Origin of the sequence: Zwartia hollandica, assembly GCF_019923725.1 — a bacterium.
Taxonomy (GTDB): Bacteria; Pseudomonadota; Gammaproteobacteria; order Burkholderiales; family Burkholderiaceae_B; genus Zwartia; species Zwartia hollandica.
On record NZ_JAHXRI010000006.1, the window covers coordinates 441715 to 458079 of the forward strand.

16 protein-coding genes are annotated in these 16365 nt (G+C 48.0%); 13 read left to right on the forward strand and 3 right to left on the reverse strand.

What is annotated here, in order from left to right; genetic code table 11:
• Positions 1-19 precede the first annotated feature (19 nt).
• The 5 genes from KZZ10_RS05435 to KZZ10_RS05455 are packed head-to-tail and all read left to right on the forward strand — an operon-like array spanning position 20 to position 4314.
• Entirely contained in the window at positions 20-1372 is a 1353-nt protein-coding gene (locus KZZ10_RS05435; protein ID WP_259660474.1) for a UDP-glucose dehydrogenase family protein, read from the forward strand.
• Positions 1373-1375: 3 nt separating this feature from the next.
• The gene (locus KZZ10_RS05440) at positions 1376-2332 is read left to right on the forward strand and encodes a UDP-glucuronic acid decarboxylase family protein (protein ID WP_259660475.1); all 957 of its coding nucleotides are present in this window, start codon (positions 1376-1378) and stop codon (positions 2330-2332) included.
• On the forward strand, positions 2329-3288 hold the full coding sequence (locus tag KZZ10_RS05445) for a glycosyltransferase (RefSeq protein ID WP_259660476.1): 960 nt from the start codon (positions 2329-2331) through the stop codon (positions 3286-3288). The genes KZZ10_RS05440 and KZZ10_RS05445 overlap by 4 nt, the downstream gene beginning before the upstream one ends.
• On the forward strand, positions 3275-3721 hold the full coding sequence (locus KZZ10_RS05450) for a GtrA family protein (RefSeq protein ID WP_259660477.1): 447 nt from the start codon (positions 3275-3277) through the stop codon (positions 3719-3721). The genes KZZ10_RS05445 and KZZ10_RS05450 overlap by 14 nt, the downstream gene beginning before the upstream one ends.
• Entirely contained in the window at positions 3718-4314 is a 597-nt protein-coding gene (locus KZZ10_RS05455) for a hypothetical protein (RefSeq protein WP_259660478.1), read from the forward strand. The genes KZZ10_RS05450 and KZZ10_RS05455 overlap by 4 nt, the downstream gene beginning before the upstream one ends.
• Here the strand turns inward: KZZ10_RS05455 and KZZ10_RS05460 are convergent.
• From KZZ10_RS05460 to rfbA, 3 genes are all read right to left on the reverse strand, one after another.
• Entirely contained in the window at positions 4302-6302 is a 2001-nt protein-coding gene (locus KZZ10_RS05460) for an O-antigen ligase family protein (RefSeq protein WP_259660479.1), read from the reverse strand. The two genes, KZZ10_RS05455 and KZZ10_RS05460, sit on opposite strands and share 13 nt — an antisense overlap.
• A gap of 98 nt (positions 6303-6400) precedes the next feature.
• Complete coding sequence (rfbC, locus tag KZZ10_RS05465) at positions 6401-6964, reverse strand: dTDP-4-dehydrorhamnose 3,5-epimerase (RefSeq protein ID WP_259660480.1); 564 nt, start codon at positions 6962-6964, stop codon at positions 6401-6403.
• 25 nt (positions 6965-6989) lie between these two features.
• Positions 6990-7868 (reverse strand): glucose-1-phosphate thymidylyltransferase RfbA, encoded by an 879-nt coding sequence (gene rfbA / locus KZZ10_RS05470; protein ID WP_259661005.1) that lies wholly within the window; start codon positions 7866-7868, stop codon positions 6990-6992.
• Positions 7869-7906: 38 nt separating this feature from the next.
• On the opposite strand from rfbA, the gene KZZ10_RS05475 reads away from it, so the two are divergent.
• From KZZ10_RS05475 to KZZ10_RS05510, 8 genes are all read left to right on the forward strand, one after another.
• On the forward strand, positions 7907-8713 hold the full coding sequence (locus tag KZZ10_RS05475) for a YdcF family protein (protein WP_259660481.1): 807 nt from the start codon (positions 7907-7909) through the stop codon (positions 8711-8713).
• Positions 8706-9644, forward strand: coding sequence for a glycosyltransferase family 2 protein (locus KZZ10_RS05480; RefSeq protein ID WP_259660482.1), 939 nt, complete (start codon positions 8706-8708; stop codon positions 9642-9644). Before KZZ10_RS05475 ends, KZZ10_RS05480 begins: the two co-directional genes overlap by 8 nt.
• Positions 9641-10471 carry a DUF5672 family protein gene (locus tag KZZ10_RS05485; RefSeq protein WP_259660483.1) on the forward strand — a complete coding sequence of 277 codons (831 nt, stop codon included), beginning with the start codon at positions 9641-9643 and terminating at the stop codon, positions 10469-10471. Before KZZ10_RS05480 ends, KZZ10_RS05485 begins: the two co-directional genes overlap by 4 nt.
• 143 nt (positions 10472-10614) lie before the next feature.
• Positions 10615-11730 (forward strand): MraY family glycosyltransferase, encoded by a 1116-nt coding sequence (locus KZZ10_RS05490; protein WP_259660484.1) that lies wholly within the window; start codon positions 10615-10617, stop codon positions 11728-11730.
• Positions 11731-11743: 13 nt separating this feature from the next.
• Positions 11744-12571, forward strand: coding sequence for a hypothetical protein (locus KZZ10_RS05495; protein WP_259660485.1), 828 nt, complete (start codon positions 11744-11746; stop codon positions 12569-12571).
• A gap of 26 nt (positions 12572-12597) precedes the next feature.
• The gene (gene fcl, locus KZZ10_RS05500) at positions 12598-13563 is read left to right on the forward strand and encodes a GDP-L-fucose synthase (protein WP_259660486.1); all 966 of its coding nucleotides are present in this window, start codon (positions 12598-12600) and stop codon (positions 13561-13563) included.
• Positions 13564-13572: 9 nt separating this feature from the next.
• Positions 13573-15396, forward strand: a complete 1824-nt coding sequence (locus KZZ10_RS05505; protein WP_259660487.1) for an ABC transporter ATP-binding protein — start codon at positions 13573-13575, stop codon at positions 15394-15396.
• A gap of 3 nt (positions 15397-15399) precedes the next feature.
• Positions 15400-16365 (forward strand): glycosyltransferase family protein, encoded by a 966-nt coding sequence (locus KZZ10_RS05510; protein ID WP_259660488.1) that lies wholly within the window; start codon positions 15400-15402, stop codon positions 16363-16365.

A 16365-nucleotide genomic window follows, 5' to 3' on the forward strand; every position in this document is an offset into this window, starting at 1 on the left:
TTGTCCTGAGAATGAAGTCATGAAAATATTGGTTGTTGGTGCCGGGTATGTTGGACTGGTCACTGCCGCGTGTTTGTCCAGTAAGGATAATCAGGTGATCTGTGTCGATACAGACCCCAGCAAAATTGCCCGTCTTGAGAAAGGCATCATCCCAATTTATGAGCCTGGCCTCAAAGAAGTGGTGGATGCTTCCATCGCAAGCGGCAATCTCAAGTTCTCAGACAGCATTAAAAATGGCATGACCAAGCTTGGCAGCGATAGCGCAGAGGTCAATCTGATTTTTATCGCCGTGGGCACCCCCCAGGGCGAAGACGGCTCGGCTGACCTTCGCTACGTGTTGGCGGCAGCTAAAGAAATTGGGCAAAGCTTGAATGGCCCAGCCATCGTAATCAATAAATCCACTGTACCTGTAGGTACGGCGGACCTTGTCAAAGGCGAGATTGCCTGGCAGCTTTTCCAGCGTAAGTGCTTTATTGATTTTGATGTGGCGAGCAATCCAGAGTTTCTTAAAGAAGGCGCCGCCATCGACGACTTCTTTAATCCCGATCGCATTGTGATTGGTACCGAAAGTGAGACCACCAAAGCCCAGCTGATCAAGCTTTATCAGCCTTACGTTAAGCAAGCGAGCCAACTGCTCACGGTCGGCGTCAAAGAGGCTGAGCTGATCAAGTACGCCTCTAACGCCATGCTAGCGACGCGCATTTCATTCATGAATGAAATCGCCAACGTCTGCGACCGTTTCGGAATTAACGTCGAAGACGTGCGCGCCGGCATGGGTTCTGACTCACGCATTGGCCCTGCTTTTTTGCGCCCAGGCTGCGGTTACGGTGGTTCATGTTTCCCCAAGGACGTACAAGCGCTCGTGCGTATCGCCCAGAGCGTGGGTGTCGACCCAATCGTGCTCAACGGTGTTGAATCACGCAACAAAAAGCAGAAACAATACCTGTTTGAGCAAATCGTGGCCAAGATGGGTAAAGACCTTGATGGTCGCAAAATCTGCGTTTGGGGCTTGGCGTTCAAGCCAGATACCGATGATATGCGTGAAGCCTCGTCCATCGACCTCATCCGAGCCTTGTGTCATGCCGGTGCAGCCGTCACGGCGCACGACCCCGTTGCAAAAGAAGTGGCAGAGCATGTGTTTGCCGACTTGTTGCGTAACGGCAAGCTCAAGATCGAAGACGACGCGCTTGCCGCAGCGAAAGATGCGGATGCCGTAGTGTTGGTCACCGAGTGGGCCGCCTACAAGCAAATTGATTTTAAGAAGCTTAAAGCAACAGTCAAAGCCCCCGTGGTATTTGACGGACGCAATCACCTTGACCCCGCAGCCTTAAAAGCGCTTGGGTTCAGTTATGCAGGCGTTGGACGCGCGTAGATCATGAAAAAAATTCTTGTCACTGGTGGTGCAGGGTTCCTGGGATCACATTTATGTGATCGCCTCGTCGCGCAAGGTCATGAAGTCATTGCGCTCGACAGTCTGTTCACCGGCAGCGAAAAGAATCTCCAATGTCTCATCGCGAACCCACTTTTTAAGTTCGTTAAGCGCGATGTGGTAGATGCCGTCGATTGCAAAGCCTTAGGTGTCGAAGGCCTAGACGAAATCTATAACCTTGCTTGCCCCGCCTCGCCCGTTCACTACCAGTACGATCCCATCCATACAATGAAGACGTCGGTGCTTGGGGCAATCAATATGCTCGAGCTGGCACGCAGCACTGGTGCCAAGGTGTTCCAAGCGTCAACCTCGGAAGTGTATGGCGACCCGTCTGTGCACCCGCAACCAGAAGATTACTGGGGCAATGTGAACACCATCGGTATTCGCAGCTGCTACGACGAAGGCAAGCGCGCGGCCGAGACGCTGTTTTTTGATTACCAGCGTACGTACAAGTTACGCATCAAAATGGTTCGGATTTTTAATACCTACGGTCCGCGTATGGCTGCCGATGATGGTCGAGTGGTGAGCAACTTCATCGTCCAAGCCTTGCGTGGACAAGACCTGACCATTTATGGCGATGGCACACAGACGCGCAGCTTTTGTTACGCCGATGATCTGGTTGAAGGATTTATGCGTTTGATGAACGCAGATGACAGCGTGGTGGGCCCCATCAATATGGGTAACCCTGGCGAGTTCACCATGATTGAGTTAGCCGAGAAAGTCCTTCGCCTGACGGGCTCTAAGAGCAAACTCATTCACATGCCCTTGCCGCAAGACGATCCCAAGCAGCGTCGGCCCGACATCACAAAAGCCAAGCAATATCTTGGCTGGGAGCCTACCGTGGCGCTTGAGCAAGGCTTAGTGCGCACCATCGCCTACTTCAAAGAGACGTTAGCCGGATGATGACCAGTACTAACCTGACCGATCAGCGTTTTGCAGTGGTGATGCCCGTCTATGAAGACAAAGAGGCCTCGACACGACTGCTTAATGAGTTATTTGCCGAATATGGCAATCGCCCCTATGTTGTGATTGTTGATGACGGTTCTTTGCACCAGCCCGTTCAGTCAACAGTCTTGAGCGATGCGGGTCTGTCAGGTGTTGTCATCAAATTAAAGCGTAACGTCGGCCATCAGCGTGCAATCGCAATTGGTTTGAACTACGTCGCGGATCACCATCCTGACATCGGCTGCACCGTCGTGATGGACTCAGATGGTGAAGATACCCCTCAATCTATCCGACAACTAGTTGCGCCGCTCAGCAACTCCAACGTTGATGTCGTCGTCGCACAGCGTAAGAGCCGTGTGGAAACACTTCGTTTTAAAGCGTTCTATCTTGTCTACAAAGCGCTATTCCAGTTACTAACTGGCCGCAAGATCAGCTTCGGTAATTTCATGGCGATTGCCCCTATTGGCTTAAAGCGCTTGGCTGCGATGCAAGAGCTGTGGATGCATGTGGCTGGTTGTGTGCTGAGCTCAAAGCTGCGCATTCAGACTTTGGCGCTTGATCGCGGGCCGCGCTATGCCGGTAAAAGCAAGATGAACTTTGTTGGTCTGGCTCTGCATGGGTTTCGCGCACTAATGGTGTTTGCGGAAGACGTGCTCGTACGCGTGGGAATGATGTGTGCACTTGTGGCAGGCCTCACGATTTCAGCCAGCTTTTTAGCGATTGGGCTTAAGCTAGCTAACTTTGCAACACCCGGTTGGTTTTCGGTTGCCTTGGGTATCTTGCTGCTTGTGTTACTGCAAACCGGTGCCCTGACACTGATGACCTTAATGTTAACGGGCGTGGTGCGCGCAGGTGCTCCAAACCAGATTGACTATCGTGCCTACATTGATGGCGTTGAGCATGTCGGCCAATAAGGGCGCGGCAGCAGCGCCTGCATCGATTACCAACGAGCACTGGTTAACGTACCTCATGCGGCAGCAGCCGTTTCGGTATTTGGTGAACGGCGGCGTTGCCACAGTTGTGCACTTTTTAGTGCTGACGTTTAATCTCAAGGTCTTGTTGTGGGAGTCGGCTGGCCTATCGAACATTGTTGCGGCTATTTGCGGCACGATCGTATCGTTTCTGGGTAATCGGTACTACGTGTTTCACAGTTCAACCGAACCGCTGTTCAAACAAATCTATCGTTTCGTCTTTGTGTATGTCGCAATCGCAATGGGCCACGGTTTGATTCTCTACATCTGGTCCGATGTCTATCGATATAACTACATCTTTGGCTTTATGCTTGCGACGGTGTTTCAAGTTACGTGTAGTTATCTGGGTAACAAGTTGATGGTGTTTAAAGCATGAAGTATCTGAAGCTGTTGGGTGCTACCGCACTGTTTGGATTGTTATTGCTCGTGATTTACGCTGTGCATGTGCGCTACGTGCCGGTGAATGTCGTTTTCTACAGCGCTATTCTTGACGATGTGTTGGCTACCGGCCTTACCCTGCTGCTGCTTGCCGCAATCGGTTGGTTGCGCAGTTTTTCTCGGTTTGAAATCGCCCAGATGGTGTGTATCTGGCTATTGCTTGGCTACTCTTTTGCGATTTCTGTGCCAACAGTTATTGATCGGTCTCTCTCTTTTTATATCCTTGAAAAACTCCAACAACGTGGCGGTGGCATCAAGCTTGATGCATTTGATCAAGTCTTTACGCAGGAATACGTTAAAGAGCATCGTTTGATGGATGTGCGTTTAACCGAGCAACAGCAATCCGGCACGATCGTTATTCGCAATGGTTGCGTCTTGTTGACAGAATGGGGTCAAACAATTGCGACTACGAGTCGTTATTTCCGAAATCACTTCTTGCCCAAACAGCGGTTATTGATGGGCGAGTATTCTGATGATCTCACCGACCCGTTTCGCAATAGCGTGAAACGGTCAGATTATCAGTGCCAGTGAATCGCTTCGATCTTTACGCCGAGTTTCCTACTGTCTTCGTTCATGGCAAAGTTCCGCGGCGTAAAGCAGCGTGATAGCTTCAGTTCTACGTGGTAATCGTCCGGCGTAGCGACTGTGCCCGCTGGTAAGTCAAAACTCAATTGCTGTGGCCCTGTTTTCTTTAAGACAAAGTCCTTTTGAGTTAACTCGCGTTCATCTAGAAAGATTGTTAGCGACCCAGAGATCGGGCGTTGTTCTGCATCTGGTTGAGTCGTGGCGAGTTTGATGGTGAATCCGGTAGAGCCCACAGGTACGTCCGTACGGTAGTGCCCCGAGGTCCAGCCGTCTCGATCCAAAGGACGAGACTTAAAGCATTGAGTGTCTACATTAAAAGGAAACATGGATCGTGATCGCACTGCTTCGTACAACATGAGACTAATTGATATACAAAAAACTGTACTCAGAATGTATTTGTGCTTAAAAAAATTAAGCACACCGTGATTATGCGGATGTACGACTACGTCAGGATTTGGTGTTTGAGGTGTCCAGGCATAAAGCAGCGCTATAAAACACGCCGCGATAAGTAAGTTTTCACGAACTAACAGAGAGTGTGAAAATAAGTTGCCACACGCAATAGCCAGCAGAGCAAAGAGAGCTGGGAAGAGATGTTTTTTATCGTCCGACTTTATGATCGGATAAGTGATTAACAGGCCTAAAACACAAAAGCCCAATAGGCCATTCTCAACGAGCACTTGGAGAAAATAGTTGTGGGCATTTTCGCCGTTTTGCTCAACACTTAAAAAAAATGATCGTGACAGCTCTGGGTTTGCCGACTGACGATAGAACTCAGCTTGCCCTAGACCAGCAAAAGGAAATAACAAAAGCATATAAAGCGCTGCTCGATACACCTCTGGACGATAAGAGAGTTTGAGATTTAGCGAAAGTAAGTCTGGTAATCCGAGCTGGATAGCTAATTGGGATAGGCCTTCGTGCCAAAGAGCTGGAGCCATAGCTGCGCTGATCAACACTGCCACGCATAACGCAATGAATCCTTTTAATACGCTTGTTGGCTTCACCTGTTTGCGCATTAGCCATAATATGACTATTGATATTAGGCACATCAGCCCTAACGCGAGGCTGGTTTTAGATTTACTTAAGAACAGTAACCACCAACTCAGTGGCATAACCAACGCAATAATAGCTAACCAAACCCAATTGGATTTTTTGTAATATGCGTAGCCCGCTAAGCCAATCGCACCTAGCAGCATGTGTGCAGCAAATGCGTGTAAGTCAGGTTGAAACCCTAGTGCAGCAAAACCGAATCGATCTACCCTGAAGTTTAGAAGGCTATGGCTCAAACCCGCGCCAAAAGCGGACTGTCGCCATCCCACCATTGCGGCGATGAGTATGCCAATGATCAGCGGTTGAAAAATGATGTCATTACGATCGGGCAGGCGTCGTAATGCTGGAGCAAATACCGCTAAGGCCGAAAAAGCCCCACCATACGCGGCCCAGTCCATTAGGGGCCGATAGTCATCGTGCCAATTTAGTGTACGCAAATGCATCACGTTGAATGCTAATGCCTGGAAGCTGAAAGACGCGCTTGATTGATGCAGGTTGCGCATGATGGCAACAGCCACGGACAGGCTGATGACGATGAAAGCAAGTGCTGCCGGCCAGGGCAGGTTGATTTCGTCTAGGCGGTGTGCACCAGTACTCTTATGTCGACGAAAAACCTTATTGAAAAGACTGCCGAGTACAACACCAGCAATCAAGTCTAATCCTGCGCCATGCACGTCTTGAATACGCCCGTACCCAGTGTAAAGCTGAAATTGCCATGCAAATGTAGGTAGTAAAGGCAGCGCAAATATAGCGCCCATGATTGCAATTCGCGAACTGATTGCTGCCGTAATAAAACCAAATAAAAGGCATAGTGCTGGTGTGTTAATTCTGTAGTAGGGGTTGAGAGTTGATAACGCACCGTACTGATTAAGGACGATGGCTGCCATAGCGAGTAAGCACAAGCAGATACCAAGCCTAGAGATCCACCGGCCCGTATTCGTATTACAAAATGTGACTTCAGAGCAAGTTGTCGTTTGCAGTCCCATCAATCGAAAACTTCCGCCTGAGATAGCAGGGATCCATTCAAGTCCTTGTTGGTTAGGATTGGATTTGATCCGTTTAGCCGAGATAGCGGCCAGTCAACCCCAATCAAAGGGTCATTCCACAACAAGCATCGTTCGTTGGCAGGGGAATAATAATCCGTGGTTTTGTATAGAACCTCTGTTTCATTGCTTAACGCTAAAAAGCCATGCGCAAACCCGGGCGGTACCCATAGTTGTCTTTTATTTTCAGCGCTTAGAAATACGCCAGTCCACATACCGAATTGTGGATGACCTTTCTTTAAGTTTACGCATACGTCGAACACCTCGCCCTGCACAGCGCGGATGAGTTTGCCCTGTGGGTGAAGAATTTGGTAATGCAAGCCCCGTAACGCACCGGTTTTGCTACGGCTGTGATTATCTTGGACAAAATGCACATTAAGGCCGGTTGCCGAAAAAAAATCACGTTCGTTATAGCTTTCAAAAAAAAAGCCGCGTTCATCGGTCCATATAGTTGGCTCTAAAATCAATACGTCTGATAGAGCGGTAGGAATAGCTATGAATGGCAAGAGCTTGCTCCAGGTGAAAACTACATCAACGGTTCAATAGGTTCAATAAATACTGGCCGTATGCGGTTTTCGCAAGTGGCTGTGCCAAGCGTTGCAGTTCTTCGGCAGTTATCCATTTTTGTGCGTAGGCAATTTCCTCGGGACAGGCAACTTGCAATCCTTGCCTTTTTTGTAGGGTTGAAATGAAGCTGGCTGCCTCGAGCATGCTGTCGTGCGTTCCTGTATCGAGCCAAGCAAAACCTCGGCCCATAATTTCGACATTTAGCTGACCGCGCTCAAGGTATTGGTTGTTTATGTCTGTAATTTCAAGCTCGCCTCTTGCGCTCGGCTTGATGCCGGCAGCAATGTCGCAAACTTGATTGTCGTAAAAGTAAAGTCCTGTTGCCGCATATTGACTTTTAGGCCGCAGAGGCTTCTCCTCGATACTAAGGACACGCAGGTGTTCATCGAACTCAATGACGCCATACCTCTCCGGATCAGGAACGTGATAAGCGAAAACCGTTGAAGAATTTGTTTGGGACGCGGCGGCCCTTAGCTTGGCGACTAGATCGTGCCCGTAAAAAATGTTGTCACCCAAGATCAAGGTGCTCGGATGGTTGTCAATAAAACTTCTGCCTAATATAAATGCTTGTGCCAAACCCTCTGGGCGTGGTTGCACGACATACTTTAAGTCCATCCCCCATTGGCTGCCGTCTTTGAGTAACTCTTCAAAACGAAGGGTGTCTTGTGGCGTGGATATGATCAAAACTTCACGAATGCCCGCGAGCATTAATGTAGACAATGGGTAATAAATCATCGGCTTGTCGTACACCGGCATTAATTGCTTTGATACGGCTAGCGTGGCAGGATAAAGCCTCGTGCCTGAGCCACCGGCTAAAATCAAGCCCTTGCGAGTTAAAGTCATAGTCATCGTGATTTGTTAGTGACTTAAATTATAGGCTCTTGGAAGGAAACAAAAGTAATTCCGCTAAATCTTCTTTATATAAAATGATTTATTTAAACAAAGTCCTCCCGATTTTTGTTTCTCCTCTTGGCTTAGTCCTCATATTACTGATGGTAGCCATTTATCAAAGACGACGGTCTTTGATTATCAGTGCGGTTATCATTTTGTACGTAGCTAGTGCTCCTTTTACGTCCTACTATTTGCTTAGATCAATCGAGGGTGGGGCAATCAAGTTAATGCCCGAGGATGCACCAGAGTCCGATGCAGTGGTTGTGCTTGGCGGGATGATTGATTGGGTTCAAACCAGGTCTGGTGTTGCAACGGAATGGGGTGATCCAGACCGATTCTGGGATGGGGTAGCTCTGGTGAAGGCGAATCGAGCCCCGCTTTTAATTTTTACTGGAAGCAAGTTGCCTTGGCAACTAGGACAGGAAACCGAAGGTGAGGTGCTCAAGAGGTACGCACAGATGTTGCATGTCCCTAGAGATCGAATTTTGGTGACTGCGCGCGTTGAGAATACTGCGGATGAAGCTAAGGCCGTTTCGCGATTGTTTGATTCAGTCCCGAAAAGGATAATTCTGGTTACCTCTGCATTTCATATGCCGCGTGCCCAGTATTTGTTTGAACAGATGGGCTTTAATGTTTTTGCATATCCAGTTGATTTTCGAGCGGCGGCTAAGTTGGATGTTTGGACTGCATTTTTGCCAAGTGCAAACGCTTTAAGTACAACAGATTTTTGTCTTCGGGAATGGCTAGGCCGGATGTACTATCGAATTAAATTTCATTTATCTCAATTCTATGTCTGATCTTGCCGTCGTTTTCATCGTTTTTAATCGGCCTCGCCATACAAAGGAGTCGTTTCAGTGTATTCGCGCGCAAAAACCTAGAAAGCTCTTTGTCATTGCAGATGGGCCTAGAAAAGATAGCCTTGATGATTGGCAAAAGTGTTTGGCTGTTCGAGAGATCGTAGAGGGAATTGATTGGCCTTGCGAAGTTCATCGTAACTACGCAACAGAAAATATGGGCCTAAAAAAACGTATATCTAGCGGCTTAAATTGGGTTTTTGAGCAGGTTGAGGAAGCGGTTATTCTTGAAGATGACTGTGTGCCTCATCCCGATTTTTTCTGGTACTGCGAGGACTTGCTCGAGCGCTATAAAAATGATCCTCGAGTTTGGGTGATCACGGGAAATAATTTTCAACATGGGCATCAACGCGGTGATGCCTCCTATTATTTTTCAAAGTTTGGGCATTGCTGGGGATGGGCTACTTGGCGACGTGCTTGGCAGCATTTCGACGGCGCAATTTCATTTTGGCCAGGCTGGAAAGGATCATCAGATTGGAATAAAAAAATGCCCGATCCTTTGGAGCGTAAATATTGGATCGAAATTTTGGATCGCGTTTATGCGGGTAGGATTGATTCTTGGGGATATCCGTGGCTGGCGACCCTGTGGTTTCACGGTGCGTTAACGGCTATCCCACAGGTTAATTTGGTCACAAATATTGGGGTAGGGCCGGATGGTACCCATACTGTCGCGCTAGAGGATGAACCAGGAATTCCGGCAAAGCCACTGGGGCTGCTGACTCATCCAGTTGAAGTAAAGCAGAATGTTGTTGCCGATCAGTATTTTTTTGATCATGACCTCGGAGGCTTAAACCAGAAGTTTCCCCGCAAGTACTTGGTATTTCCAAAGCGAGTACTAAACAAGCTAATAAGGCTGTTGAAGGGGCAAGCTTGATACCTAAACAGGCTGTTGTCGTGCCCCTTTATAAGCCGTCGTTAACCGCAACTGAGCGGTTTTCGCTGGAGCGGACGATTGCCTTACTGTCTCAGCACGACATTTTTATAGTGGGACCGGAACGACTTAAGCCCTTTTTTTTCACTTTACAACAGCGATACCCAGGGAGCTTGAAGACCCAACTATTTGCGGATCATTTTTTTATGGGTGTTGCAGGCTACAACAAACTATTGATCTCTGAGCGTTTTTATGCTGTGTTCGAGGAGTATGAGTATTTATTAGTGGCACAAACGGATACGCTAGTTTTGAGGGATGATCTTTCAGCTTGGTGCGAGAAAGGCTATTCCTATATCGGCGCTCCGATGTTTAAGGGATTTACAACTCCGCAACAACCTCTTAACTTGCTTTGTGTTGGTAATGGTGGTTTCTCGTTGCGTAAGGTCGCGGATTTTCTAAAGGTACTTCGACGGCCATATTTCTTTAGAAACAAACTCATGGATGACTGGCCTGGTCAGTGGTGGTCTACCGCTTACAGATACCTTAAAGACTATTGGTGTTATTCGTATAAGAACACCCAGATCAATGTTGCCGTAAACGAGGACCTTTTTTGGGGATTATTTGTTTCAGCACGATGCGATTATTTTTTGGTACCTGATCTTGATGAAGCGCTTAAATTTTCGTTTGAAACAGAGCCGGAATATCTATATGCAAGGAACCATAACCAACTGCCCTTTGGTTGCCACGCATGGGAACGCTACGGCCTAAGTTTCTGGGAGCGGGTTTTACCTGAACATCAGATTGATATTTCTCCCATAAAATCTAAATAGATCAATAACTTAACTAATATACTGCTCAAAATATTTAACATTGGGCGTGGTATGATTGACTCCGTTTAGCCGAACATCTTGGCGGCAAAGAGGCGATTGAGATTTCTCCAGGGTTTAGCCTTTATAACGAGTCAAAATATATAGTGTTTTTTGTCATTCCTCATATAGCTCTCGCCGCCGCGGGGTTTGCATCATTGGTTATTTGTTTAGCCATTGTTTGGACGGCGCGCTGGCATGGTGCACACACACTTGACTCTAGTGCTGGCGTCCAGAAGGTACACCATACCCCTACCCCACGCATTGGTGGGGTAGCAATTTTGATTGGCTGCTGGATTGGCTGGTATTTTGCCCCGCCAGAGATATCTGTAATGCTAGGGCCCATCATGGTTGCGGCCACGCCGGCATTTGTGGCGGGAGCCGTTGAGGACACGCTAAAACGAGGCCGAGTCACCGAAAGATTAATTGCGACCTTCGCCAGTGGTGTTTTGGCGTGGTGGTTAACCGGCGACAGTTTGACCCGTGTTGGTATTGGGGGTGTGGATTGGCTTTTAACGATTACGCCTGTGTCGGTGCTATTCACGGCATTCGCTGTTGGCGGCGTTGCGAACGCAATCAACATTATTGATGGACTTAATGGATTAGCTGCCAGTACTGTGCTGGTGTGTTTGTCTGGCCTGGGAATGTTAGCGTTCCTTAATGGCGATGCCGAGATGGCCAAGATTAGTTTTATTTTAGGCGGTGCGACTCTGGGTTTTCTTCTAGTTAACTATCCTTCAGGAAAGATTTTCCTCGGCGATGGAGGCGCATACTTACTGGGGTTTCTTTTGGGCTGGGTGGCAGTGATGGTTGCAATGCGAAATCCAGCCATGTCTCCTTGGGCACCGCTGCTAGCGTGTGGTTATCCGATTTTAGAGGTGTTGTTTTCGATGGCACGTCGCACAGCCCGCACTTTAAAACTAGGGCACCCGGACAGGCTGCATTTGCACAGCCTTGTTTGGTCGCGTATTGCTCGTAAGTGGTTAGTAGGGGCTTCAGGTTTACGACAGAACTCTAGCGTTATGCCGATGATGCTCGCGTATGCCTGCATCCCGGTTGTACTGTCGATCTGGTTTCGAAAAAATACGATAGGGTTAATGTTCGCTTTTATCGCTTGCGCCTTCCTTTATGCTTTCATCTACGCGCGGCTAATACACTTTCGTTGGACCATGCCCAAGCTTCGTCTCACAAGCCGTGATACGAAGAGGCGTAGTGATCGCTAGCGGATACAAAAATATGTCGACTGTTTTTTTTAATGAGCTTATTAAACAGTGTATTGAGCAGAAGCGCCCGATGTCCTTCGGCAAGTTGGGCGCTGTCGAAACGGACTGTATCGCAAACAGTTTTGCAAATAACCAAGTTATTTGGGGAGACAATTTAGGCATCAACGCAGGGGTTTTCCCGTTGACGCAAAAAATCGTTGGCAAATGGATAAAGGAATACATCGACGCTATTCGCACGCTAGATGGATGTGTTGAATGGTGGCACGGCAAAGATACCGATTTACTCAACAAATACAATCCGACACGATTTATATCTAGAGAAATAGATGACTTATTGCCATTTCATCTTGGGTCGGATGCTTGGCATTATCAGCTAGCGGACAAAACGGTGTTGGTTGTCCACCCAATGGTTGACTCAATTCAAGCTCAGGCGGATCGCTTTTCGTCCATCTGGCCAGGGGCGGCAATAAAGAAATTGATTTGTATTCGGTCCTATTATCCGCCATGGGTAATGGCAGCGCACCCTTACAAAACCTATTTTGATTGCCTAGCGGCTATAAAAAAACAAATTGCCAAGCAGCATTTTGATTTTGCGGTTGTGGGTGCTGGTGCCTTTTCACTGCCACTATTGCGCTTTATTAAACAAATGGGTCTCCCATGTGTACATTTGGGGGGGCAAACCCAATTACTATTTGGGATACGTGGCCTGAGATGGGAAACTGAGTATTCCGAGTTATGGCGGCAGGCAAATTTTTATAACAACTCTTCTTTTTGGATAAAGCCACTACCCACAGACGTACCAGACAACAAAGCTTTAGTTGAGAATGGATGTTACTGGTAGGAGTAGAAATGGTGAAAAATACGTATATGCCTAAAATTTACGTCGCAGGTCACCGAGGGATGGTTGGCTCGGCCATCGTGCGCCAACTCATTGCGCAAGGACATCAACCCACTCAAATCGTCGGCCGTACCCATGCCGAACTCGACTTAACCGATCAGGCTGCAGTAAGAGCATTTTTTGCCTCAGAGAAGCCTGATCAAGTCTATCTGGCAGCCGCGAGAGTTGGTGGTATTCATGCCAACAACACATACCCTGCAGAATTTATTTATGACAATTTGATGGTTCAGGCCAATGTTATTGATGCTGCGTTTCGCCAGGGTGTTAAGAAATTGCTGTTTCTAGGCAGTAGTTGCATATATCCTAAGCTTGCACCACAGCCGATGTCTGAGAATGCCCTGTTAACAGGGTTTTTAGAGCCGACGAATGAGCCGTACGCCGTAGCAAAAATTGCGGGCATCAAGATTTGTGAAAGCTATAACCGACAGTATGGCAAGGAGCATGGAGTTGACTACCGCTCTGTGATGCCGACTAATCTATATGGCCCCGGGGATAACTACCATCCAGAAAATTCTCATGTTATCCCGGCACTGATTAGGCGCTTTCACGAAGCGAAAGCCTCCAATGCAAAATCGGTTTCAATTTGGGGATCTGGAAAGCCTTATCGCGAGTTTCTATTCGTCGATGACATGGCTGCTGCAAGTGTCTATGTGATGAATTTAGAAAAAGGGGTCTATGAGCAGTACACGACGCCCATGCAGAGTCACATTAATGTGGGATATGGATCAGACATTACGATTGCACAATTAGCGCAAACGATCGGCGCAGTTGTTGGCTATTCAGGGGAGATTGTGTTTGATTCCACAAAGCCCGATGGCGCACCGCGCAAGCTGATGGACAGCACGTTGCTGAAGAATTTAGGCTGGCAGGCGCAAGTAGGCATTCAGGATGGATTGAAACAGGCCTATGCAGATTTCTTAAACCACTATCGCTAAGGCATAAACGTGAGTATTGTTTCGGGCGTACTTGAGCCTTTCAAAAGGCTCTATGAAATATTGCCTGTCACAAGTAAGCGCGGCCTTACGCTTGTAGTGATCCTTAGCCTAGTAGCGTCCCTCTTTGAAACAGCCAGCGTAGCCTCTATCCTGCCTTTCATGGCAATTGTGATGGATCCCAGCATACTGACTGAATATCGGTGGGCAGAGGAGTTGCTGGCCTCCTTGGGCCTTCACACGCAACAAGCTGCGATTATCGCGGCAGGCGTGCTGACCGTATTGGTATTGGGGATTGGTAATGTGGTCACTGCAGCCAACCTATGGCTACAAACTCGTTACCTCGCATCGGCTAGACGTGACTTGGCGACCGAGTTATTTACGGGTTACCTTTATTTACCTTATTCATTTCACATACAGCGTGACACTAGCTCTCTTGGACGAGTATTAGGAGGTGACGTTGAGTCAGCAATTGGAGGTTTTTTAGCATCACTTCTAAGCGTTATATCAAAGGGTTTGAGTGGAATAGTCCTTATTACATTGATCGTCGTTGTAGATCCCCTAGTTGCGTTGGGCACGGTCTTGGTTTTAGGCTGCGGATACATGTTGGTTTACCGATTGATTCGTATCAAGCAGGTGACCCTCGGCGCAAAAATGGTGCAGGCGAGTACGACTGTTGGACGTACAGCTCTAGAAGGACTCTCTGGAATTAAAGAATTGCGGGTGCTGGGACGAGAGAATGCGTCGACAGTCGAATACAACAAGTCCATGACTGAGTTGATGGCAACACAAGCATCTAATTCGCTAGCCTCAGCAATGCCGCGGTATGTAATTGAAGTGTTTGCCTATGCAGGGATTGTAGCTGTGACGCTAGCCTTTGTACTTAAGGGTGAAGGTACCGCAGCGATACCCTCTTTGGCCCTTTATGCGCTTGCTGGAAATCGTTTGGTGCCGATCTTTCAACAGCTGTTCGCGGCAGCGATCACCATCAAATATCACACAAGGGCAGTTGAGTCACTCGAAGCCGATTTAGCAATCGTTCGCAACAGACAGACGGACACAGACGAAAATCAGATTGGTGCTCTAGCATTTAAGACACAAATTCAACTCACTGGTTTGAGTTTCAAATACCCCAGTGCTGATCGTTTAGCCTTGAACAACATCACACTCACAATTCCTCAGAATCAAAGTATCGGTTTGGTAGGTAAGACCGGGTCTGGGAAGACGACGCTAGCCGATGTTTTGCTTGGTTTGTATTCCCCAGCTAGCGGCGAAATCAAGATTGATGGCGTTCCGTTAAATAGTCAAAATGAGCGAGCGTGGCGAAAGCGTGTCGGATACGTGCCCCAAACGGTATTTTTGACAAATGCATCTATTGAAAAAAATATCGCGCTAGGCATGGCAGAGGAACAGATTGATATTGAAGCGGTAAAGCGTGCGGCGAGAATGGCACAGGCCGAAGAATTCATTAACCAATTACCTGATGGATACGGCACCATCGTGGGCGAGCGAGGTGTGAAGCTATCAGGAGGGCAGCGACAGCGACTAGGTATTGCAAGGGCGCTGTATCACAACCCGGATGTGCTGGTTTTTGATGAAGCAACCAGCGCACTTGATGGAATGACTGAAGACGCGGTGATGCAAGCAGTGCAGGACTTAAGTCAGGAGCGCACGATGATCTTAATCGCCCACAGATTGCGCACAGTGCAAGCGTGCGACCGTATCGTCATGTTAGACAGTGGCGTGATTGTTGCTGATGGAACTTACGAGGAGCTCGTGAGCACATCCGAGCCGTTTCAGCGGCTTGCAGGTAATGGGCTGAGGGAAGTGCAATAAACAATGATAGGTACTCCGATCGCCTTCATTATTTTTAATCGCCCGCGGCATACACGCCAAAGTTTTGCGCTTATTCGCGAGCAAAGGCCGAGTAAATTATTAATTATTGCGGATGGACCTCGATTGGGACATCCAACAGATGGCGAACGGTGCCGTGAGACACGCGAGATTGTTGAAAACATCGATTGGCCCTGTGAAGTTTTGAGAAACTATGCGGACATTAACTTAGGCTGTAAAAATCGTGTTAGCTCTGGACTTGACTGGGTATTTACCCAAGTGGACAAAGCGATAATTATTGAAGACGATTGTCTGCCAAACAAAGATTTTTTCTCTTTCTGCGATGAGCTCCTAGTCCGCTATGAAAACGACCCTCGGGTTTGGGTTGTGACTGGGAACAATTTTCAAAATGGTGTGCGGCGTGGAGATGCCGCTTATTACTTTTCGAAGTTTAATCACTGTTGGGGTTGGGCAAGCTGGCGACGAGCTTGGCAGCACTATCGTGTTGACATTCCATTTTGGCCTGCCTGGAAAGACACTGAAGACTGGCATACAAAGCTACCCGATCCCGTTGAACGTAAGATTTGGTCCAAGTTGCTCGATGATGTGCAGCGTGGTGGTATCGACACTTGGGATTATCAGTGGACCGCCACGACTTGGTACTTTGGGGGGTTGACAGCCACACCGCAAGTAAATTTAGTCACGAATATCGGGATCGGCCCAGATGCGACGCATACGGTAGCGTCGGAAGAGCAAGCAGGGCTCCCTGCGCTATCGCTTGGACCACTAACGCATCCGCGAGTTGTTAAACAGGATCTTGCTGCAGATCGATACGTTTTAAATCACAATTTTGGTGGAAGGGATCATCCCGACCGTTTGCATAATCGACTCGTTAAGCGGTGGTCTCAACTTTTACGGTCTCCAAAGTGGCTCGCAAAGAAGCTTAAACAGTATCTTCCCCTAAGGTTCTGA

Coding starts and splice junctions, on each gene's coding strand:
- KZZ10_RS05435 (WP_259660474.1), top strand. CDS start 20: ATGAAAATATTGGTTGTTGGTGCCGGGTATGTTGGACTGGTCACTGCC.
- KZZ10_RS05445 (WP_259660476.1), top strand. CDS start 2,329: ATGATGACCAGTACTAACCTGACCGATCAGCGTTTTGCAGTGGTGATG.
- rfbA (WP_259661005.1), bottom strand. CDS start 7,868: ATGACTTTAACTCGCAAGGGCTTGATTTTAGCCGGTGGCTCAGGCACG.
- KZZ10_RS05460 (WP_259660479.1), bottom strand. CDS start 6,302: ATGGCAGCCATCGTCCTTAATCAGTACGGTGCGTTATCAACTCTCAAC.
- KZZ10_RS05455 (WP_259660478.1), top strand. CDS start 3,718: ATGAAGTATCTGAAGCTGTTGGGTGCTACCGCACTGTTTGGATTGTTA.
- KZZ10_RS05450 (WP_259660477.1), top strand. CDS start 3,275: ATGTCGGCCAATAAGGGCGCGGCAGCAGCGCCTGCATCGATTACCAAC.
- KZZ10_RS05510 (WP_259660488.1), top strand. CDS start 15,400: ATGATAGGTACTCCGATCGCCTTCATTATTTTTAATCGCCCGCGGCAT.
- KZZ10_RS05440 (WP_259660475.1), top strand. CDS start 1,376: ATGAAAAAAATTCTTGTCACTGGTGGTGCAGGGTTCCTGGGATCACAT.
- KZZ10_RS05480 (WP_259660482.1), top strand. CDS start 8,706: ATGTCTGATCTTGCCGTCGTTTTCATCGTTTTTAATCGGCCTCGCCAT.
- fcl (WP_259660486.1), top strand. CDS start 12,598: ATGCCTAAAATTTACGTCGCAGGTCACCGAGGGATGGTTGGCTCGGCC.
- KZZ10_RS05495 (WP_259660485.1), top strand. CDS start 11,744: ATGTCGACTGTTTTTTTTAATGAGCTTATTAAACAGTGTATTGAGCAG.